Here is a 20,814-nt window from a genome sequence, read left to right as displayed (position 1 = left end):
AAAAGCCGATTGCTTCTTGTAGCTTATCATCCAAAACACGAGTTGAGAGTGAATGCAGACTGTCTTCTTGGTGAAGATGTGCGTATAAGAAAAGCAAGATATAGGCTTTAGTTGTCAGCTTTTTTACGTATTTATCGCTTTGTTTTTCCTTGACCGTTTGGTCAAGTTGTTGAAAATTAATTGGATGTAACCATTGTTTAAATGAAGAGAATTGTGTATCCTTATCCATGCGTAGTCCTTTATTTTTGGATTTGGATAGGAATCACCTATTCTTCCATTATAAAGGATTATTTTGTTTGGAAATCACTATATTTTTGAACATTCATAGTATTATGAATGATTAGAAATAATTAACGCAACGCTAGTATCTCCTTATCGAAGCAATACTCGATCATGTTTTCCGGTACGAAGACGGGTAAGCCAATACCCTTATCATTTCAGTGACATTCAAAATCATCTTTTCGTTTTTTCTGATATAAATAGTAAGACGCTGCGACCGGATAGTATTTCGCCATGGTTCGGTACGAATCCACTATGAAAACTTCTGGATGGAGGTTTGACTGCTCATTAGAAAAAAGTCATTCCCATCATCTAATAAAACAAATTTTCAATAAGAAAAAACACGATTGCTCAAAGTATTTGCATTCAGCCATTGACAGATCTTGTCACATTCTCTAAAATAATATAGGTCGTCATGAAATACATTATTAAATCTTGTCCCAGTAGCTCAGCTGGATAGAGCAACGGCCTTCTAAGCCGTGGGTCATGGGTTCGAATCCCTTCTGGGACATAGCGAAAAGCCTTGATAGATAAGGCTTTTTTGTTTTGATCGAATTTCTAACAAGTATTATTTAGCGCGAATTGTGGTCATAATGGGGTGTTTTTTATTTTTCTGCTTTTCGGACAAAAGCTTATCAAAATGCTGCACGCCTTCCCTTCCTGTCCTCATTGGAATTTTTTTGGTTTGAATGAGTAAATAAATCTTGGTGTCTCTATTCTCCTAATTTGGTGAATAAATTCATTATTTTATTAGATTTTTTTGCGCATCAGTCTTGACTATACAACTGACCGTACTATAATGAGCACTACATAAATTTTTAAAAAAAAGAGAAAAAGAAGGCGTTTTAGGATGGTGTTTACACAAGATAATTTGTCAGAAAAGTTGTACAAGTCTTTGAGTAAAGGTGAACCGCTTGCTTGGAAGGGTGTTGAACATTCCGAGCTGACACCTGCACTCGCTTATGATGTTCAGCACACGTTTAACGCGAAGAAAGGCGAATCAGTTAAAGGTTACAAAATCAGCCTGACAAGTAAAACGACTCAGGATATGTTCCATTCAGACTCTCCTCTTTATGGGCAGATCGTTGATTCAAGCGTTTTAAAGGACGGCGCAACTGTTGATCTGAGTACATTGAACGAACCGTTGCTCGAACTCGAATTGGAATTCACCGCTCTGGAAGATTTGTCTCCTGAAGATGATGAACAAGCCTTGCTCGATAAAACCGACGTTGCGCCAGGTATTGAGGTTCCTGATTCACGTTTCAAGGATTGGTTTCCAGTGCTGCCTCTTGAACTTGTCATCTCAGACAGCGCCGTCTGCGGTCGCGTGGTAGTAGGCGATGCGGCGCCAAAACCATCTTTGGACGAATTGTCTGATGTCACTTCCAAGGTCACATTGAATGGCAAACCACTCACATCCGGTGTTTCCTCCGAGGTGCTGGGTAATCCGTTGCACGCATTAAAATGGCTTGTGCAAAAACTCGATCAAGAAGGTAAGAAGGTAACTAAAGGCACAACCGTTTCAACAGGTACCTTCTGCTTGCCGAAGAAGTTGGAAAAAGGAACTTATGTCGCAACGTTTGATCACAACCTTGGCAGCGTCACGTTGCATGTAAAATAAATTAATTGATTGTTGAAATACGGCTGGATCCCACACCTAGGGACTCGGCCGTTTTATTTTTTGCTGCGCAGTTAAGACGGAGTACGCAGCAAATTCGTTACGACTTTGCTGCGTCGTTCGTTACGAGTTTGGGAATTCGCTACGATTTTCCTTCGGTTCGATACGAGTTTGGGAATTCGCTACAACTTTCTGTGAGTTCGTTACGATTTTGAGGTCCTTCGTTACGATTTTCCTTCGGTTCGATACGAGTTTGAGAATTCGCTACAACTTTCTGTAAATTCGTTACGATTTTGAGCTCTTTCGCTACGATTTTCCTTCGGTTCGATACGAGTTTGGGAATTCGCTACAACTTTCTGTGAGTTCGTTACGAGTTTGAGGTCCTTCGTTACGATTTTACTTCGGTTCGATACGAGTTTGGGAATTCGTTACTACTTTTTCTCTCTTAGGTTGAATTTTCCAAGAATTGGGTTTAACTTTCACTCGTTAGGTTGGACTTTTGGTCTTCGGTTCGACTTCTCGGCTCTTGGGTTCGACTTTGGTCGCGTTCGGTTCGACTTTCCGATGGTTCGGTTCAACTTCGGGTCTTCGGTTCGACTTTCCAATGGTTCGGTTCAACTTCTATTCTTCGGTTCGACTTTCCAATGGTTCGGTTCGACTTCTCCTCTCTTGGGTCCAACTTTTCCCGTTAGGTTGAACTTCAATAGTCGGTCTAACTCCTTCTCTTCGGCCCAGCTTTCCTAGTTTTATCACTTTTTCCATCGTTTTGCGATTCAGATCATCCATTCGCAAATTTTCGGGAGCCGTTTACTGCGCTTCTTCCGTCAATTGCGAAACAATCCACCCACTGACTGATGCCAACATGAAGCAGTCCGTGTCGATTAGTTTTTCCCGGTTATTGTTTTGATGGCCTAAACCACTAGCGGCCTGATTATTGCATATTTATCTTTCTGAGTTTGTATATTGGAAAAATATAATCGAAAAGTTTATTCTTCTTTTCCGGTTCAACAGATAAATCAAAATCCCGATTATTAATTTCGGTTACATAGTAGTGCCAACCATTAGGTTCTTCGCCTTGAGACCGGACGTACTTTTACATTTTGGCCTTTTCTTATAGTCAAAAGAAAGCTTCTTGTCGTTTCATTTGCAGCAATGGCATTGATTTCTTTTTTATTTTTGAATGCAAGGACTCGATTCACATTTTTAACAGCCGCGTCATGTTTTCCTAATTTTCCGAATCACCAAGTTCAACAAAATAATACCCCGCACCAAAAATGATCAAGATGACAATGATGTATATGAATTCGCCCTTATTTTTTTAATTTTTCACCTGCTCTAGCATGATCAACCGCTTTAGTCATTTGGTAGATCCGGTGTGTGATAATCATAGGCTTTATTATGGCGCAGTTCAAAATTTGCGAGCACCTTTTTCGCATGCAAGCGTGACAGGTTGAATGATTGCCAAGAACGTTCGTCGTTCAATTCCTTTTTACGTTCGAATAAATAATTTTCTGTCTTAGCGCGCACCGCCTCATCTTCCGCCTGAAGCAATCCGGTGAGCTGCGGAATGGCGCCGTCAGAAAGCGAAGACAGGTAACCCACATCAATTTTTCCCGTCTGCTCATAACGTGCCATGTTCCATTTAGTGATCAGTACGTCACTGTTGAAATAGTTAACCAGCACAAATGCGGTAATCGCAGTAAGCAAATAATACTTAAACAGCTCGATGCGCACATTCCAGATTCTGCATAGCGTAAAAATGAACAGGACAAAGAGTAAAATCATAAACGCGTGGGTCAATACGCGAAGATAGGTAAATCCATACATCTGCTCATATAAATACATGCGGATAAATGCAGAGCCGAGCATGATCAAGGTGCAGCCGACGAGCAGTGATTCAAGCACTTGAATCGTCCGGTCCATGACCTTGCCGACTTTTTTGGTCCAATAGATCAGCGCGAGCAAGATGCTGAAGTTGATCAACGTTACAAGGATAAGCTCAAAAAATCCGCGGCGCGCGTATTCCGCATAGGTAAATTGCTGCGGAAGGTCGAGTGAAAAACCGCCGAATAGGTACGAAAATTGAATCAGTGTAAAGAATACATAAATCGCGTTAATGATACTCAAAATTGTGGCAGCAACAACGTGATCAATACTATTTGCTAAATTTACATAATCCTCGGGTTCCCGAAACGTGGTTAGCGGCCTTCGTTTTGTGATCAGACTCCATATATAGCTGAACGAACACAATGCGATCACTGTCGCAAAAATAAATCGAGGAACAAATTCATCGAAATTAATCGCCTCAAGCAGCTCTGGAATCGCCCCTAGAAAGTAGCTGAATACCTCATCTGCAGATGCAAGAAGAGTGACAACGATGACAACGAGTGGGATCGCAATCAGCACTCCTAGCAATACTCTGGTCAGCGTACTGCTTTTGCCCATGGACAATCCTTTACTCAACCGTTTCGCAATCAAACGGAATGGCAGGAAAAGAAAAGCAAACGGCCGATAAAAAAATCCGAGAAACACATCGCCGATGAATTTAACAGAATGCCATGCGGATTTGGAACGTCCTGCGGCAAGCGTGGTCTGCATCACGATCAATATCGGTATCGCCATAAGGTTTAATGCATAGAAAACCATATTCGAGAAAATCAAGTAAGTTAGTGACAGCAAGCTGATCGGTATCAGTAAGAACCCGGAAAAATCCCTGCGTACCGTTACAATGCTGCGCGTATTCCAAAGAAATACGCTGTAAAATGCAAAGACGAACAATGGAATTGAAATACCAGGCAATTGATCAAAAAAGAACCAATTGGCCAAAACACCAAGCAGTACGGTGCAAAGCAAAAGTCTGCTGCTCCTATTATGTAGAATCGGATGATCACTCTGTTCTCCTAGCGTTTTTGTCGTTGAAAAGTCGTCCATTCCCTAACACCTCTTTTATTTATCGTCCTCTTCATAAACCAGCAGATCGCCTGGCTGACAGTCGAGCGCTTTACAAATCGCCTCAAGCGTGGAAAACCGGATCGCCTTCGCTTTGTTGTTCTTTAAAATGGAAAGATTTGCAGGTGTGATCTGTACCTTCGCCGCAAGTTCGGTCGCGCTCATTTTCTTTTTCGCCATAACGACATCAAGATTTACAACTATAGCCATCTTTCGCACCTCTATACTGTTAAGTCATTTTCTTCTTTGACAACCACTGCCTGCTTGAAAACTTCAGCAAGAATAATGGAGAAGAATCCCGCGATAATAAAAATCATTGCAATGATAATTGTGAAAAAAGAATTAAAGCACACAACCTTTACCGCATAGCAGAATGAAATAATAAAAGAAGCAATTGCGATTCGTTTCAGGCTGTGCACGTTATCCATCATGAACGGATTATGTCTGTTCAATGTCTTAAAGATCCGTCTGACCTCGTAGACAATCTGCAAGGCAAAAACGCCTGTGACATAAAGAAAAATGAGTAAAAACCAATAGTTGCGGTTTGTTTCATAGCTCAATTGATCCATATACCAATTGACCGACCAAGGAAGGCTCAAGAGTATGCCGATACCGCCAAGAAAAATCAGATCAAGCATGCGCTTGACATAACCCGAAAGCCCTTTTTCATCAAGAATAACCATTCTTGCTCACCTCTCATTTAATTTCCAAAGTGATTATAGCATACATTTTATTGAAAAACAGTATTTATTTATTGTTTTTCGATAATCATTTTCTGTTTAAAGATAACCAGTGCAATAAAAAACCGGTGCAGTCATAACCCGCACCGATCGAAATTCATCATTATTTTAGTGACGTGAGAACATAAACCATGGCATTAAATGAGGTAGTTTCTGATGCTCCCTCAATGGTGAAATTTTGAAAAACCACCTTTAGTTTTGCCTTATCGTTCTCCTTTTCGAAGGACATCTGATCAACGGCTACCGTATCACTTCCCTCAGTTTTTTTACTTCTTTCTATGTGATGAATCATTGGGGCAAGTGGTGCGGATATAAGGACGCGTTCCCTCGAATCAGTAATCTGAATGGCTCCGTATCTCCCCTCAGGATCAAAGGACACTTGATAAACAGTTCCGTCCTCCGACATTCTGCTTATCGAAAAATCGCTCTTTCCACCCGATTTGCTGATTGAAAGCCTCGCTAAATGATCATAACCGGAAATACGCACCGCATGATCCGTGCCGATGTCAAAGCTTTGGTAGTCGCTCTTTGCATAAGGCGAGAATCCAAAGGTTGTCTCAAAATCAGTTGAGACCTCAAAGGACTTCGGTAAGTAGGAGAGGCGTTGAAGCGCGTCGATCCGCTCCAGATAGCTTATCGAACGAGCAATCGTCTCCTGATCTTTTCGATCGATACTTGGATTGGGTTGGACTTGATGATTGCGAATCATTTGATTGCGTTCAAGCACCGTTTGAAGCTGGGCAGTCTGACTGATCCGGCTTGTCGTAAACGCGTCGATTGGCGGTGTCATTGCGATCACAGAGCAAACCATTGCGAGGATGGCAATATATCCTTTGCTTTTCAGTGATGAGATGCTTAAAATGACGCCGCTTACCGCGGCATAAAGACAGAAAAGTAAAACGAGATAATGGGTATGCGTCATTCCTTGATCTAAGACAATGAGCAAAGTCGATGCAAATTGGAACAGAGCAACAGGAATTAGTAATTTAGGTGCTAAATGGCGAAAAAGCACTGCAAACCGATTCATTAGCTGATTCGATAAACTATAGATCATCAGTACCGCGATACAGTAGGACAGGATGAGCGGCTCGAGCAAGTTCTCATTCCAATCGCTTAGCATGATCGTTTTTACCATATAAATTAATAGGACAAGGTTGTATATTGCCGCAACTGGAATCAGGACATATGAAATCAGTACCTCAAAAAATTTCGGAACTTTTGCCGCATGTTCGATCTCAATGGAGTTCGCACGGAATACGGGAATCAGAGACAAAAAGAGTGTCGGTGCCCACACCGTCCATAGAATGATACCCGTATACGAATATGGTCGTGATCCGATTTGAACGAGCAGCGTATCCACCGCAAAAAGGATCAGCATGATCCCGCCGTAAATGATTGTGGAGAAAAAAAGTGACCGAAATACGGATTTAAATAAAATCATAAAGTTTGCATAGAAAGAACTGCCTCCCCTGAGCGAGGGAAGCCAAGCAAAGGCAATAATAAGCCCAAAAATAGCGATACTCGTACGCGTCGTCTCGATTGTACTGAAAGCCGGCTCATGGCGAATTAAAAGAAAATAAAGAATAGTGAGCAACGCTGCTCCCGCCATCGGGAGCGCGCGTGTCCGCCATGAATGCGCGTACCGCTCAGCATATACCTGAGCCGCGCTAAATGCCAGCGCAGCAAAAATCAATGTAACAACTGCGTTACCGTATTCATGACCGGTCTCAATGGCTATGCATTGCATCACGGCAAGGATAACGAGCAGAATAACGGTTATCGGAAATCGCATAATCGTTGTATTCAGACTCGTCAATCGACTTGTCAACATTGCAAGCAGTCTCATAGTGATCACCTCTTTGAGATGTTCTTATCCTAACGTTCTATTTACGAAAAAAAACACGCGACGGCTTCATTTTAATCATTCTTATCAGTGATCGGTGAAAATGGGCTGCTTTTGCTTGCATAGGACAAAGTTAAAGGAGTACACTACAGTTGTGTAAGCGCTTAACATATTAACTTGAGGAGCGTGACGGAGAGATGATTACTTTAGGTGTATTTGGATCAGTTTGCGTTATCATTCCGGTCGTTGCAGCAGTTATTTGGGATCGCTATCATACCCGGGTTCAGTAACTCCCGGGTTTATCCCAAACTATAGAGACATTATCCCCTATTAAAAAGCAATCGCTCATGCCCGATAACTCAGGCATGAGCTTTTATCTGTTGACCTATTCGGTTTCATTCAATTAATTGCGATAAACCTTAATCTTAATTTTTTTCCTTCCCCAATTGATTGCTTGTTTTCTTGTTTTATAGTGAACATCGATGACTTTTCCTTTAATTCGGCCGCCAACATCTCTTGCGATTGCGTATCCATAGCCCGGCACATATACTTTTGACCCAAGCGGAATGACACGCGGATCAACCGCGATCGCCTTTGCCTTCGGGTGTTTTTTATAATTAAATCCTGTTGCTGTACGTCCAAGCTCACAGTAAGAGGTCGCGCTGACTGTAATTTTCTTATACTTTGATTTCGCTGTCGCAGCATTCTCCGGCATTCCCGCAAACAGAACAGCGATGATGGCGATTAACAAAATGATCTTTTTCATTTTCAACATCCTTTGTTTTCCGTCTGTCTACAATTTACCAATTCTATATAACAACCATGTATCATAACTGTTCTCGTTTCATTACAACGGCATAACAAGTTGATTGCACTTTGTTTAGCTGCGTACATATAAAGTGCAAAATGGTGCCCATTCGTCATTTTTCTCTGTCAGAAAATCAGGCGTTCGCCCATATACTAGTTTGAATGGATTACACGGGAGGACTTCATATGTTGGATGAATTAAAGAACCTTGTTGGAAAAACGTTTAAACCCCATGAGCTTGATGAGCTTTGCGCGCGAATTACCGGTGGGAAGGAAGAATTCAAACGGTTATATTGGAAGGACATTGTCGGTCTGGAGAATATGTCTTATCAGACAAAATCAGGAATTACCTATGTGATTGAATTTAATTTGTACAAAGATGATGGCGAATTCGATAGCATTATCGAGGTCTGCGATGTCGACGAACTTGATCGCACACTCCGACCAACAAATGATTATAAATTGTACATTACTCTTCTCATCATTATTATCTTCGCGATTGCTGTCTACTATTTATTTTCATTTTTCCACTAAGTTCATCATTCAGTAGTCGTATTCTGCAAAATTTAGGTACATAACAGGAATAATAAGTAAAAAAAATGGCAGATTCTTGCGCACAGTCCTCACTTGGTTCATAATGATTAACGACTTATTCATTACTGGTATAATGGATCCATGATGAAACCGATAAATAATAAAAGGCAAGGTTGTTGCTTACTTGTAATGCGAATGACTGTTTGGAGGTTTTTAAAATTCAACTTGAACCAACTCGTATCGTAAAGCTTCCCATTATCACTGATTTGAAATTCGATCAACTGATCCAATCGGAAGCCGTCAACGATCACGATGACTATTACCCGTATACCATCCGTGAAGGAGAGCATATCTTTCCAAAGACCTTTGCACTCGATAGTCTTGATGTTGCGATCTGTGATTATATTGGCATCAAAAGTTATCCTATATGGGTCGTTGAGCCGCGCCAAATGTTTATTGAAGGAGACCGCGTGATCCTTCAGACTACCGATCGTCGTCTGTTTGCAGGGAAGTCAAAGCTACTCACCAACCATTCCCTTATCCTCAGAAATAACAAGGACGTTAATTGTGAAGTCATTGACTTCGCAGATATTCATTTTATTGGGCGCTTCGCTCGCGGCATCAGTATTACTTGAATCAAAATGAAAAAATATTTTTTTCATAATTGAGCCGATTATCACTTACCAATTATACAGGTAAGCGAAAAAGCCCTTATTCAGGGCTTTTTTGACTATTTATGAAGGTATTTAATCGGCATGTTTCGTTTATTAATTTTCAAAATGAAAAGCCTGTTCCCGGATAAACGGATAAGTTCTAATCTCAGCAGCATCCAAATCTTCACGAAAGAGATTCACCACTGTAATCTGCCGATTGTCATAACCATGATAGTAAAAGTTACCCGATTCAGCGCACATGGCCGATGTGTAAAGGGTCACATCTTCCATGTTGTCCGGCGTCACAACCGCCCCTTTTGGAAGATCACATGTAGATAGAATATGAAATAATCCTGTAATACCGTCACGTTCTGTATCAATGCCAGTAATGTTGTTCTTCCAATATGCCGCACGCACAAACCGAGACGGCGGGGTAAAATCACCGGGCAATCCAACTGAACCCGAACCTTGGCTAAGTGCTGACAACTCAAGATCTTCCCAGCGTGTCGCCTCAAATTGCTTCGGGCGCAAGCCGATAAACTGTCTCAGATTGGTCAAATGCCATTGAAAATCAGGACTATTGGTCATGACGCCAACAGGATTATCGACTATCTTAATATCTTTCTCCAAGGGTTCGACAACAATACTTCTCCCTGTTTTGTCCGACAAAATCCAATGCAGAGGAGGCGTGATTCCCATCGCTGCTAATGGAAAATCCACAAGGGAAACTTTTGCGAGTGCTTCCTTCACTTCCGCAATACTGCCAAATTGAGATAAACTCCAAAACACAAAATCATGTGGAGCGACGGCTTCCTTCCCTTTACTCGGCTGATCGTTAAAATCCGCGAACCCCGGCAAATAGAGCGTCGCGCAGGCCAGACCCGCTTCATTCATACCATCAGCATACACAATAACGTCCTCTGCGACCGAAGCCATGCCGATCATCCCGTACCTGGTTTTAATGTATTCGCCGGAAGCGGCGGATATCCAGGAATAGTTTCGCGGCACAACCGTAACCGTCTGACCAAGGTCAGTTGCGAAATCCATCGTCCTTCCAAAAAGATGATGTCCCTCTGTAGTTTCGAGTGTCACGCTTGTACACATGGCAGGTTCCTCCTCATGATGAATCAGATTTACAAAATAATCCGATTTTTTCCAGTATAGCATACTGTCATCAAATTAAAGGAGGAAACGTTCCCTAGTCATAGAGTACATTAGCTTGCCGAGTTCACTCGTTTTAACTGATTAACGATTGGAATCAATGACTCATTTTTCTGTTCAAAATAATTATGCATTGGATTCACCCCTTGAGAAATGCGTTCGAGGACCGTCGCAATAGTAAACGATTCGATTCGTAATGATTCGTTAACCTCATGCCACAATAACGGAGCAGCGACTGTCGCTCCCTCCCTTCCTCTAGGAGAATAAGGACAAATAATTGTTTTCCCCTCTGCATGTTGTACATAGTCAATGTAAAGCCGGTTGCCTCGGTTCTTTTTTAACCGTTCAACCGTATAGAGCTCCGGCGATTGACGTATGAGGAGATCTGCAATTAGTGCGGTAAACAGTCGCGTGTCCGCATAGCTCAATCCAAGATCAGCGATTGGTATATGAATCTGAAGCCCACGACTTCCTGACAATTTTGGGAAACTAACGATGGAAAGCCGCTCAAATAGAAGCCTCATCTCACTAGCTGCCTTTATTGCGAGTGGAAATGCCGACCGATCAGGCGGATCAAGATCGAAGACAATCTCCGTCGGCCGAACGGAGTCGATTTTCTGAAAAGGGATATGATATTCAATTGCTAGTTGATTGCCGAGCCACAATAAGGTTGTTTTACTGTCGCAAACAATGTAGCGTGTTCCCTCTTTTTCATAGGTATCTACCGATTTAGGCGCGTATTCCGGGCAGTTTTTCTGAAAAAAGGATGTTCCGGGAACGCCATGAGGAAAACGAATGACGGTTAATGCTCTTCTCGATAAAAACGGAAGCATGAATGGTGCCGCCAAATCTAAATAAGCGATAAATTGTTCTTTATTAATCGGCGGTTGCTGCCATATCGGCTTTTCCGGATGAGTAACCTGCAGCCCGTTTATTAAGCGATTCGTTTCTTCGCTTTTCATTCATCCATCTCCTCGATCGTGCATCGTTTGGGATCAGCATGCACGAATGCCTGAATACTTGGCTGTCTGAGCACATGGCCAGCTGTCCACTCTTGAAAAGCCACTTTGACCGTTAACTTAGGCTCAATCCATTTTGCATTCGTGTTCCGATCCGGTTGATTAAGAAATGGTCTTCTTTCAATTTTTAATTTTTCTACAAAATTGGTGATTGATAGCCAATCGTCTCCTGTCAACTTTCCAGTCCCCGCGTGCCCAATATAGACAAGATGACCTCCAGACGCATAGAGACCGAGCAGCAACGCATTCACGACAGCTCCTCTGTACGTCACACCGCCAACCACCGCAATTAAATCACGCGTTACCTTTATTTTTATCCACTGATCGCTTTTGCGATTAATGGCATAGGTACTATCCAGCCTTTTCGAAACGATTCCTTCCATATGCTGCTTTTTAATTTTTTCAAAAAGGACGTCGCCATCTTCGTAGTTCGGAACGATGTGGATCCGTTCATTAGTGGGCAGCCATTGCTTCAGCAGTTCCGTACGTTCACTGAACGGACGATCATTCACCCAATGACCATTACAATAAATTAGATCGAAAACCATGTAATCGATTGGGACAGCAGCCATTAACAGATGAACACGGGCCGGATTGCGTATGCTGTCCCGCTTCATGATTTCATGAAATGACGGTCGTCCATGCACATCAAGCGCGATCACTTCCCCATCGAGAATCAACGAACTCGCCTTCGCAGTCTGGTTGATCTTCGTCAGTTCAGGATAGTTATCGGTACGTTCATTTTGTCTTCTGTTGAACAGACGTACTTCTTGTCCGTCATAGTAAGTCAGAATACGCACACCATCCCACTTTACTTGATGCACCCACCCTGCGCCTGCGGGAATGGCAGTCTTGCGAATTGGTTCAAATGGCACGATCGGTTGGAGATTCATCGTCTACACCGTTTTCTTTCGGCGCGCGACTGTCTTTCGTTTTGGCTTCGGCTTGGTTTCTTTTACGCTCGCTTCTAGCGCAGAGAGCAGATCAACAACATTCGGCTGCGAGGTTCGTCCCTTTTTCTTCTCTACAGGCAGTCCGGCGACTTTGTCGTCTATCAATTTCTCCAATTTCAACCGATAGTCGTCCTTATACTGATCGGGATTAAATTCAGTTGTCAGCTGATCAACTAATTGATTGGCAATCGTCATTTCTTTGGGAGCGTTATCCGTGGCGAGGTCTCCGAGGCCAGGCACTTCACTAATCGCACGCACCTCGTCTGGATAGTACAGAGTCTCTAGAAGCATGCCATTCTCAAAGCTGCGGATTGCGGCCAAATGCTGCTTTGATCGAATAATGATGTTTGCGATTCCAATCCGATCAGAATCCTGAATCGCTTGTTTCAGCAAAGAAAAGGCACGAATACCATTTCCACTGTCCGGACCAATAAAATAGGATTTTTCATAATAGATAGGATCAATTTCACTCAGCTTCACGAAATTTATGATTTCGATATGCTTGTCACCATTATCTTGAAGATCATTTAATTCCTGCTCGCTAATGGGTACAAACTGACCCGGTGCATACTCATACCCCTTGACGATTGACTCATTCTCAATCGCTTTTCCGCATTTCGAGCACGTACGCGTATAATTAATCGGCGCCAAACACTCTTTATGAAGCATTCTTAACCGGATGTCTTTGTTTTCTGTGGCTGTATACAGTTTTATCGGAATATAAACAAGTCCGAATTGAATTGAGCCCTTCCACATTGTTCGCATCATGTTCACCTCACGGATAGTATGCGCGCGTCACATAAAGTTTAATGATCGATGTCAAAAAGGAACAATTTCCCACGATTTATTCATAAAAAAAAGCCTCTCAAATTATTGAGAAGCGAAAGAAAAGGATGTTACTTATCAGAAGCAGAAGGCGATTCCTATTATATAACTTGAATTTAAGCATACACAAGTTTTTTGTTTTTAAGAATCAGTATGGTCATCGACAATTTAAATGATTTAAGAGAAAAAAAAAGACCTTTTTCAAGGTCCTAAAAAGGGGGGTTATTGCTTTACCGAGTTACAAGTTTAGCATAACAGAGAATTTATAAATTTTCTACATTTTTTGCAAATTTTTTATTATAATAATGTTTTTTCTTTATTATTTTTTTGTTACCTCAAATTTTTCATCATTTTCATGTAAGCCATCAGCGCGATTCGCTTCTTTGAGTGCCTCTTTTGCTTCACGAACGGTCTGTACCAAGTCGACTCCTTGCTGCAATGCCGCAAACACGCAGCCGCAATAGCACTGTCTGTAGACATCATACGCATTGCACAGTTCGATTGACCGCTGATAGCCGCCTCTTTTCTTAAAATCAGCAGGAAGATAAGGAAAATTATCAGTCTTCTGAACCGTAAGTCCGATCCGGTTCACTACTTGACTATTTTTATGCGGACTGATTGTCAGAACTGTTGAGAAGTAATCAAAACCTAATTCCTTCGCTTTCTTTGCGGCCAGATCCAGCCGCATCTCAAAGCACGCGCTGCACCGTTTGCCGCACTCCGGCTCTTTCTCCAGACCCTTTACCTTTGCGAAATAGTCGAGTGGCCGATACGGCGCAGCAATAAACGCGACATGATTACCGGTGCGTTCATTAAAGTCCATGATAAATTTCTCTTGGACATACTTTCTCCGCTCGTATTCCGCCTTGGGATGAATATTGGAGTTGGTATAATAAATCGTGATGTCGGCGCTTTGCGACAGAAATTCAAGTACGTAGGTACTGCATGGCGCGCAGCAGCTATGAATCAGCAGCCTTGGTCGTGTGCCTTGCCTTTTCCAGGACTCAATCATTTTCCTTAATACATCGTCATAATTAATCTTTTGATTTGGTTGTAATTTATTTAGAATTTCTTCAGCATTAATCAGCATAATCAGGCCTCTTTAATTGCACATCAATTCATTCAATTGTATCAAGGTTAAATCATCCGATCAATGAGTAAATGATCACAAAAGTACGATAGCAAGGCCAATGACAACCAACCAAAACGGGATACAGAGCACCATCGCCCATAACGCACCTTTAAAAAAGTTTCCCTCCACGTCAACACCTCATGATCTCTGAATGAGCGGATTTTACGTCGCGCATCTGTCAGAATTTACTTATTGGCAGTATGTCCATCTCTCCGCAAAGTGATACTTTTTATACTTTTGGACGCAAAACAGGCTTTTCTGCTCGTTCATCTCCCCACTCAAAACACCTGAACCAACATAATATGTATTATCAGGCAAAAGGTTAACGATGTCTGATAGCCGCCATATGAGTGCCCCTCCTCATCACTCCTAAGCGTAGCGGTTTGTTCCGCAAACAAAGAGAGCCGGACTGGAAATCCGGCTCTCTTTGTCGTTCTATTCGTTATTCATTCAGATTGAGTGTAAACGTTTTGGAAAACATGTCTACAGATTGTCCCGCAAAGTTGTAATAGGCAACCTGAGCTTGCTGTTTTTCTTCATCATACTCAAAAATGACATAGGTTCCTTCTTGATAATTACGTGGCAGACGCAGACTTCCGGGATTGATGACAATCATACCTTCTTCTTGAAAGCAACCGGCGAAATGCGTGTGGCCATAACAGACAACATTCGCCTTCTCCTCAAGTCCACGGTAGCACAAACGTGCAGGTGATTGACGCGCGCCAAGCAAATGTCCATGAGCAACAAAAAAGTTCAATGCACCAAACCGTTTCGTGCATTCATTTGGATATGCGCCCATGTAGTCGCAATTTCCCTCAACAGCCACAAATCCGTCCATTTCCGGTCGATCCGGTTGCAGTTCCGAATCACCGCAATGAATCATGAAATCCAACTGTCCCGCATAACGCTGTTTCACTGTCGACAATTCATGAGTAAAGCCATGCGTGTCGCTGACAATTAATCCCTTCATTGGTTTTCACCAACCCAGCTTGTCCAATTGTCAACTAACTGAAGCAGCGCACGTGCGCGATGGCTGATCTTGTTCTTGTCTTCTTCGCCCATTTGAGCGAACGTCTGCTGCCGATCCGGAATCAGGAATAGCGGATCATAGCCGAATCCATCTTCACCACGCCTTTCCATCGTGATTAATCCGTCACAACGTCCTTCGGCAAAATGAGTTGGATGATTGGGTCTGCTGATCGCAAGCACGCAAATAAAATGTGCGGTTCGCGCGTCCACAGGCACGCCGTCAAGCTTGCGCAGCAAAAGATCAATGTTGTGTTCACTATTCTTATCCGGTCCCGCGTAACGCGCCGAATAAATTCCCGGTTCGCCATTTAGCGCATCCACACATAATCCGGAATCATCAGCTAACGTGATCATTCCGGTCGTTTGTGCCAACGCTTCCGCTTTCAACGCCGCGTTCTCACGAAATGTTGTCCCGGTTTCCGGAACGTCCGTATGGATATCCATGTCTTTCAACGAGAAAACCTCAGCGCCAAATCCGGCAAGCAAGGTTTTAAATTCTTTAATTTTCCCCGGGTTGTTCGAAGCAATCAATACCTTGGTCACTTGTTCGTCCCCACCTTTTGTTCGATAACTAGATCGCCGAGAATCGCTTTTTCAATTTCAATGAGCTCATGGATCCCTTTTTTCGCAAGAGAAAGCAGCGTTGCCAATTCCTTCTCATTAAACGTCGCTTCCTCACCGGTTCCTTGAATCTCAATATATTCATCATGTCCGTTCATCACAATGTTCATATCGACATCGGTCGTCGAATCCTCTTTATAGCAAAGGTCGAGAATTGGTCCGTGAACAGGATGAACTCCAACTGAGGTCGCGGCTAAATAGGACTTAATCGGAAGCTTCGCAATTTGTTTGCGTTCAAGTGCTTTTTTAAATGCGAGCGCCATTGCCACAAACGCGCCGGTAATGGAAGCAGTACGTGTGCCTCCATCCGCCTGAATGACGTCACAATCAATCCATAGGGTACGCTCGCCTAATCGGTCCAGATCGACCACAGACCGAAGCGCGCGCCCGATCAAGCGTTGAATTTCCATTGTTCTTCCGGTCACTTTTCCCCGTGACGATTCTCGTATATTCCGATCAGGAGTCGCTCGCGGCAACATCGCGTACTCCGCGGTAATCCATCCCTTTTTTTGCCCACGCAAAAACGGCGGTACTCGATCCTCAATGCTCGCGTTGCAAATCACCTTTGTTTTACCCACAGTGATCAGGACCGATCCCTCAGGATGAATAATAAAATCCGGCTGTATTTGAACAGACCTAAGTTCATCACTTGCTCTGCCATCTGGTCTCATTGTTCCGTTTAGCCCCCGTGTCTAGTAGTAATAGCCTGCTCTCATTAGAAAACTTGGGTTCGCCAAGCCTCTGACGAAGGCGAAGACTTAGTTGCACTTACACTCGTTTCCTTGAATCTTTAATTTTTTTATACTTTCTTATCAGTGTTAGAAAACTTGGCTTCGCCAAGCCTCTGGCGAAGACTTAGTTGCACTTATACTATGATCCTTAAAATTATATACTTTCTTATAGTAAAAAAATAAGAGAAGCTGATTTCGCTCCTCTTACTATACCATATTTTTTATCCTATAAAATTACAAGCCCGTTGCATCAACAAAATCACGAGAAACAGGTCCCGACAATGTTTTTCCCGATTCCAGTGTCATCTTCGTTGCATTCCCGACTTGGATCGATACCTTCTGAATATTTGCCTCCCCCGTAAGCGTGAGCACGAGACTGCGCAGTACCTGATCATTAATAGTCTTCGCTTTTTTATTATCATAAATCGCATTATTAAAATGAAGACTAACCGTTCCATTCTTAATTTGCGGCTTACGGGTCAGTTGCACGTCGGGATTCATCGGCGAAATGAGCACACCTGTGGCAGGTTCATTGATCAGCGCGTTGATGAGACTCGTCACACGATCTGAATCCACCACACCGCGAACGGTAACCGGTACATCGTACGTTTTACCTTTATTGGCAGCCATATAATAGACCGTAAGCGGCTCGCTTCCCGTCACATCCGCAACATCACTGACACCTTGATTAATGCCGTCTGCTCGAGTGAGCCCTCGTCCTACATCCATCTTGCTTGAGGGCCACACATCAAGCGCCTTGCCATCCACCGTGATCGTAACCGATTTAACCGCTTGAAATTGGGTCAACGTCCAGACAATGGATTGAACGGCTTGTTTCTGGCTGGCCGCAGGCGTATCCAAAAGTTCTTTAGAAAAGTCTGCGATCACATTGCCTCGCTGATCGGTGGTCACATTTTTAACCTCTGTCCCTGAAGGCAGTACCGCCTGAAATCCGTTTGGGAGCAAGTTAGAAACAGGCCCATCATTAACTAAATAGCTTAATACCTGTTTCATCGCGGCACTGCTCTTAGGCAATCCAACCATCTGCGGTGCAACAAAACCATTCGCATCTGTTAAATACAACACCCTTTCCGTGAATTGTTGATGTGTCGCGGTTTTCGTCAAATCAGCTTTGCTGTCGACATACTTTACACTGCTTGGTTCTTGATCTGCCATACTTCCGCAACCGGCAAGCAGCGTCATCGAGACTATAAGCAAAGTCGTCGTAATAAGAATCGATGCTCGACGATACATAGTCGTACCCTCCCTTAATCCCTATGGGGTTGTACTACCATGTATACGGGCTATCGGGGCGAATAGACCTTTTCAATTCGAACAATATATTTTTATGGCAAAGAGATCATCAAGGAATCATTATGGCATCAATCGATGAAGCAGTAAGAAAATTTTGTTAAGTCATGGTATACTTTGCTTAAACTATTATTTCGTATCCGCACTATTCACTGCCTGAACGAGGAGGGATTTTCATTGATACGTTTAAAAAAGCGGTCGCCGCACCAAGCTGCCGATTTCGAAAAGACATCGAGTGACAGCACATCAATAGGGAGAATTCAGGTTGCATCCGACCAGCTCAAAGGCATTGTCGAACAGCTCAAACACGCGGCAGAGGCTTTGAGTAAGTCCTCCATTTCGAGCCAGTCAAGCGTCTCGGAGTTTAAATTACATACAACTCGAACCGCTGAGGATACCGCACAGGTCAATGAGCAAGTACAGGTCATTCAACAATCCGCAAAAAAGATTCTCTCAATCGTCACCAGCGTACAGAACGATAGTCAGGAGTCCTATCACGATTTGATTTCTTCGTTAGAAGCGATTCATGACTTAGAAAAGACGATGAATACGATCCTAAATGGGCACCGTCAGTTAATAAATCAGATGAATGAACTTGTCGCGCATTCGAAAAAGATCGATCAAGTGTTTCAATTCATCGGTTCAATTTCTGAGGAAACCAATATACTCTCATTAAATGCAGCCATTGAAGCTGCACGAGCAGGTGAAGCGGGCAAAGGTTTTTCCGTAGTCGCCACCGAAATCCGCAAGTTGTCGGGCGAAACGCAGCAGGCGGTTTCCGAAACGAAACAAACCACTCAATTAATCCAATCGGAAATTAAAAAATCAACAGAACGAGTGAATCTGGAAACTGCCGAAATAGACAATGGATCAGAGCGACTGAAGAATATCATTACACATCTCGATGCCTTTAAGAAAAAATTAGAAACAATCACACTTGGGAGCAAGGAATCCGCGGCTTCAGTTGGCGCGCAGACAAACAGTATATCTGCCGTCTCTGATTTGCTCAATCAAATCTCGGCAATGACACAATCGAATCAAGCACTTGCTGAAACCGTTGATCGGGACGTCGCCAACCAGTTCCAGAGCATTGATCAAATGTTGGCATTAAATAAACGTTTAATCGACACGTCGAATGAATTGCAGGATTCCATTCACCAAGACCAGCGTATGACGATTCACGTTAACACAGAGCTGGTGGATCATATCAAAGGAGAAATCCATCAATTCTGTGAGAATCACCCGCTCGTTCCACTTGAGCCAATTCGGCATAAGACAATTTTAAGCGCCCTTCGTCAGAAGTATCATGAGCTTGAGGCGGTTTGGTCAAATACTCCGGATGGCGCCTTTGTCTATTCGGATCCGGAAGCAGCTTTAGCGAATGCGGGGGCCCGCCCATGGTTCCTAGAGGCTATGAAAGGGACGACTTATGTGTCCGAACCCTATTATTCTGCAATTACGAAACAACCATGTGTGACATTATCCTTTCCAATTAGTCAAGACGGATCTGTGATCGGCGTCTTCGGCGCAGACTTGACAGTCACGTAACGAATGCAAAAAATAGGCCGAGCAGATCCTTACGATCTATTCAGCCTATTTTTTGTTATATTAACCGTGCTTAACACTGGAAATGGTTCGCACCTTATTCACAGCGCCAAAACCTTTGGCCTCTTTAATGATGTACAGGGGACGATCTTTGGTTTCATCGTAGATTCGACCGATATACTCGCCCATCACGCCAAGGATGAATAGTGTAAAACCACTGAACAAGAGCTGAATCACAATCAACGACGTCCATCCGGGAACGGTGTTCGATGTGAAAAGCTTTAATGCGAGCGCGACGATCATGTACACGAACCCGGCAATCGAGAGTAATGCGCCGCCATAAGTCGCCAACTTTAACGGCTTATAGGAAAATGAGGTGAGCCCATCTACCGATAGCTTCAGCATTTTTTTCAATGGGTACTTCGTTTCTCCGGCAAGCCGTTCGTCACGTACATACTCAATTGCCGTCTGCTTAAAGCCGACCCAGCTCACGAGTCCGCGTATAAAACGGTTCTTCTCAGGAATACGTTTCATTTCATCACATACATGACGATCGATCAAACGAAAGTCACCTGTATCCAGCGGAATATCAATATCTGTGGACATGCGCAGGGTTCGATAAAAGAGAGCTGCGGTAATCTTTTTAAAGAACGTTTCTCCTTTGCGTTCCACGCGCTTCCCATAGACAACATCAAAGCCTTCTTTCCACTTCTCAATCATTTTCAAAATCAGTTCCGGCGGGTCTTGAAGATCCGCATCAATGACGACAACCGCCTGGCCGGTCGCATAGTCCATACCCGCCGTTATCGCAATTTGATGTCCGAAATTACGAGAGAACTCGATAACTTTCACATTCGTGTCTCCCTCAGAAATATAATTGAGTAGTTCGGAAGTACGGTCACGGCTGCCGTCATTGACGAAGAGTAATTCATAGCGTTCGTAAGTGCGATCCATGACTGTTTTTAGTCGTTTGTACGATTCATAAATCACCTTTTCTTCATTAAATACCGGAACAACAATTGAGAATTTCACCGTCATGGCAATACCTCCTTTTCAATTTCCAT

At 43.1% G+C, this 20,814-nt stretch carries 21 protein-coding genes and 1 tRNA gene; 5 read left to right on the top strand and 17 right to left on the bottom strand.

Annotated elements, in window-relative coordinates:
• Positions 1-229, bottom strand: a 229-nt coding sequence (locus BM003_RS08585; RefSeq protein WP_143128445.1) for a DUF4372 domain-containing protein, incomplete at its 3' end; no start/stop codon positions are given.
• A gap of 487 nt (positions 230-716) precedes the next feature.
• Here BM003_RS08585 and BM003_RS08580 point away from each other — a divergent pair.
• Both BM003_RS08580 and BM003_RS08575 read left to right on the top strand, forming a co-directional pair.
• A tRNA-Arg gene (locus BM003_RS08580) sits at positions 717-790 on the top strand.
• A 339-nt stretch (positions 791-1,129) separates the two neighbouring features.
• Positions 1,130-1,900 (top strand): 2-keto-4-pentenoate hydratase, encoded by a 771-nt coding sequence (locus tag BM003_RS08575; protein WP_093672112.1) that lies wholly within the window; start codon positions 1,130-1,132, stop codon positions 1,898-1,900.
• 483 nt (positions 1,901-2,383) lie between these two features.
• On the opposite strand, the gene BM003_RS18100 is transcribed toward BM003_RS08575, so the two are convergent.
• The 6 genes from BM003_RS18100 to BM003_RS08550 all read right to left on the bottom strand — a co-directional run bounded on the left by BM003_RS18100 (position 2,384) and on the right by BM003_RS08550 (position 8,195).
• Positions 2,384-2,515, bottom strand: coding sequence for a hypothetical protein (locus BM003_RS18100; protein WP_281242882.1), 132 nt, complete (start codon positions 2,513-2,515; stop codon positions 2,384-2,386).
• A gap of 735 nt (positions 2,516-3,250) precedes the next feature.
• Positions 3,251-4,828, bottom strand: a complete 1,578-nt coding sequence (locus BM003_RS08570) for a DUF4153 domain-containing protein (protein WP_093672110.1) — start codon at positions 4,826-4,828, stop codon at positions 3,251-3,253.
• 15 nt (positions 4,829-4,843) lie between these two features.
• Complete coding sequence (locus BM003_RS08565; RefSeq protein ID WP_093672108.1) at positions 4,844-5,056, bottom strand: helix-turn-helix domain-containing protein; 213 nt, start codon at positions 5,054-5,056, stop codon at positions 4,844-4,846.
• Between the two features lie 11 nt (positions 5,057-5,067).
• Positions 5,068-5,529 (bottom strand): DUF2975 domain-containing protein, encoded by a 462-nt coding sequence (locus BM003_RS08560; RefSeq protein WP_093672106.1) that lies wholly within the window; start codon positions 5,527-5,529, stop codon positions 5,068-5,070.
• 160 nt (positions 5,530-5,689) lie between these two features.
• Positions 5,690-7,432, bottom strand: a complete 1,743-nt coding sequence (locus tag BM003_RS08555; RefSeq protein WP_093672104.1) for a DUF4153 domain-containing protein — start codon at positions 7,430-7,432, stop codon at positions 5,690-5,692.
• 400 nt (positions 7,433-7,832) lie between these two features.
• Complete coding sequence (locus BM003_RS08550) at positions 7,833-8,195, bottom strand: 3D domain-containing protein (protein ID WP_245734163.1); 363 nt, start codon at positions 8,193-8,195, stop codon at positions 7,833-7,835.
• A gap of 227 nt (positions 8,196-8,422) precedes the next feature.
• Between BM003_RS08550 and BM003_RS08545 the strand changes: the two genes are divergently transcribed.
• Both BM003_RS08545 and BM003_RS08540 read left to right on the top strand, forming a co-directional pair.
• Positions 8,423-8,770: a hypothetical protein gene (locus tag BM003_RS08545; protein ID WP_093672100.1), complete on the top strand. Its 348-nt coding sequence runs from the start codon at positions 8,423-8,425 to the stop codon at positions 8,768-8,770.
• A gap of 203 nt (positions 8,771-8,973) precedes the next feature.
• Entirely contained in the window at positions 8,974-9,405 is a 432-nt protein-coding gene (locus BM003_RS08540; RefSeq protein ID WP_143128444.1) for a hypothetical protein, read from the top strand.
• A 132-nt stretch (positions 9,406-9,537) separates the two neighbouring features.
• Here the strand turns inward: BM003_RS08540 and bsh are convergent, their stop codons facing one another.
• From bsh to BM003_RS08495, 9 genes are all read right to left on the bottom strand, one after another.
• A complete protein-coding gene (gene bsh, locus BM003_RS08535; RefSeq protein WP_093672096.1) occupies positions 9,538-10,527 on the bottom strand; it encodes a choloylglycine hydrolase in 990 nt (329 codons plus the stop codon).
• Positions 10,528-10,637: 110 nt separating this feature from the next.
• On the bottom strand, positions 10,638-11,546 hold the full coding sequence (ligD, locus tag BM003_RS08530) for a non-homologous end-joining DNA ligase (protein WP_093672094.1): 909 nt from the start codon (positions 11,544-11,546) through the stop codon (positions 10,638-10,640).
• The gene (gene ligD / locus BM003_RS08525) at positions 11,543-12,496 is read right to left on the bottom strand and encodes a non-homologous end-joining DNA ligase (RefSeq protein WP_093672092.1); all 954 of its coding nucleotides are present in this window, start codon (positions 12,494-12,496) and stop codon (positions 11,543-11,545) included. The genes ligD (BM003_RS08530) and ligD (BM003_RS08525) overlap by 4 nt, the downstream gene beginning before the upstream one ends.
• Positions 12,497-12,499: 3 nt before the next feature.
• Positions 12,500-13,321, bottom strand: coding sequence for a non-homologous end joining protein Ku (gene ku, locus BM003_RS08520; RefSeq protein ID WP_177184715.1), 822 nt, complete (start codon positions 13,319-13,321; stop codon positions 12,500-12,502).
• Between the two features lie 379 nt (positions 13,322-13,700).
• A complete protein-coding gene (locus BM003_RS08515) occupies positions 13,701-14,468 on the bottom strand; it encodes an epoxyqueuosine reductase QueH (RefSeq protein WP_093672127.1) in 768 nt (255 codons plus the stop codon).
• Between the two features lie 487 nt (positions 14,469-14,955).
• Positions 14,956-15,483: a metallophosphoesterase family protein gene (locus BM003_RS08510; protein ID WP_093672088.1), complete on the bottom strand. Its 528-nt coding sequence runs from the start codon at positions 15,481-15,483 to the stop codon at positions 14,956-14,958.
• Complete coding sequence (locus BM003_RS08505; RefSeq protein ID WP_093672086.1) at positions 15,480-16,085, bottom strand: XTP/dITP diphosphatase; 606 nt, start codon at positions 16,083-16,085, stop codon at positions 15,480-15,482. Before BM003_RS08505 ends, BM003_RS08510 begins: the two co-directional genes overlap by 4 nt.
• A complete protein-coding gene (gene rph, locus BM003_RS08500; protein ID WP_093672084.1) occupies positions 16,082-16,834 on the bottom strand; it encodes a ribonuclease PH in 753 nt (250 codons plus the stop codon). The genes BM003_RS08505 and rph overlap by 4 nt, the downstream gene beginning before the upstream one ends.
• Before the next feature lie 294 nt (positions 16,835-17,128).
• Positions 17,129-18,148 carry a GerMN domain-containing protein gene (locus tag BM003_RS08495; RefSeq protein WP_093672082.1) on the bottom strand — a complete coding sequence of 340 codons (1,020 nt, stop codon included), beginning with the start codon at positions 18,146-18,148 and terminating at the stop codon, positions 17,129-17,131.
• A 234-nt stretch (positions 18,149-18,382) separates the two neighbouring features.
• On the opposite strand from BM003_RS08495, the gene BM003_RS08490 reads away from it, so the two are divergent.
• Positions 18,383-19,753 carry a methyl-accepting chemotaxis protein gene (locus BM003_RS08490; RefSeq protein ID WP_093672080.1) on the top strand — a complete coding sequence of 457 codons (1,371 nt, stop codon included), beginning with the start codon at positions 18,383-18,385 and terminating at the stop codon, positions 19,751-19,753.
• Between the two features lie 60 nt (positions 19,754-19,813).
• On the opposite strand, the gene BM003_RS08485 is transcribed toward BM003_RS08490, so the two are convergent.
• The gene (locus BM003_RS08485; RefSeq protein WP_093672078.1) at positions 19,814-20,794 is read right to left on the bottom strand and encodes a glycosyltransferase family 2 protein; all 981 of its coding nucleotides are present in this window, start codon (positions 20,792-20,794) and stop codon (positions 19,814-19,816) included.
• Positions 20,795-20,814: the final 20 nt, after the last annotated feature.

Origin of the sequence: Sporolactobacillus nakayamae (assembly GCF_900113325.1) — a bacterium.
Classification (GTDB): Bacteria; Bacillota; Bacilli; order Bacillales; family Sporolactobacillaceae; genus Sporolactobacillus; species Sporolactobacillus nakayamae.
The sequence above is the reverse complement of the archived record's forward strand: the minus strand, read 5'-3'. Positions and strand labels throughout refer to the sequence as shown.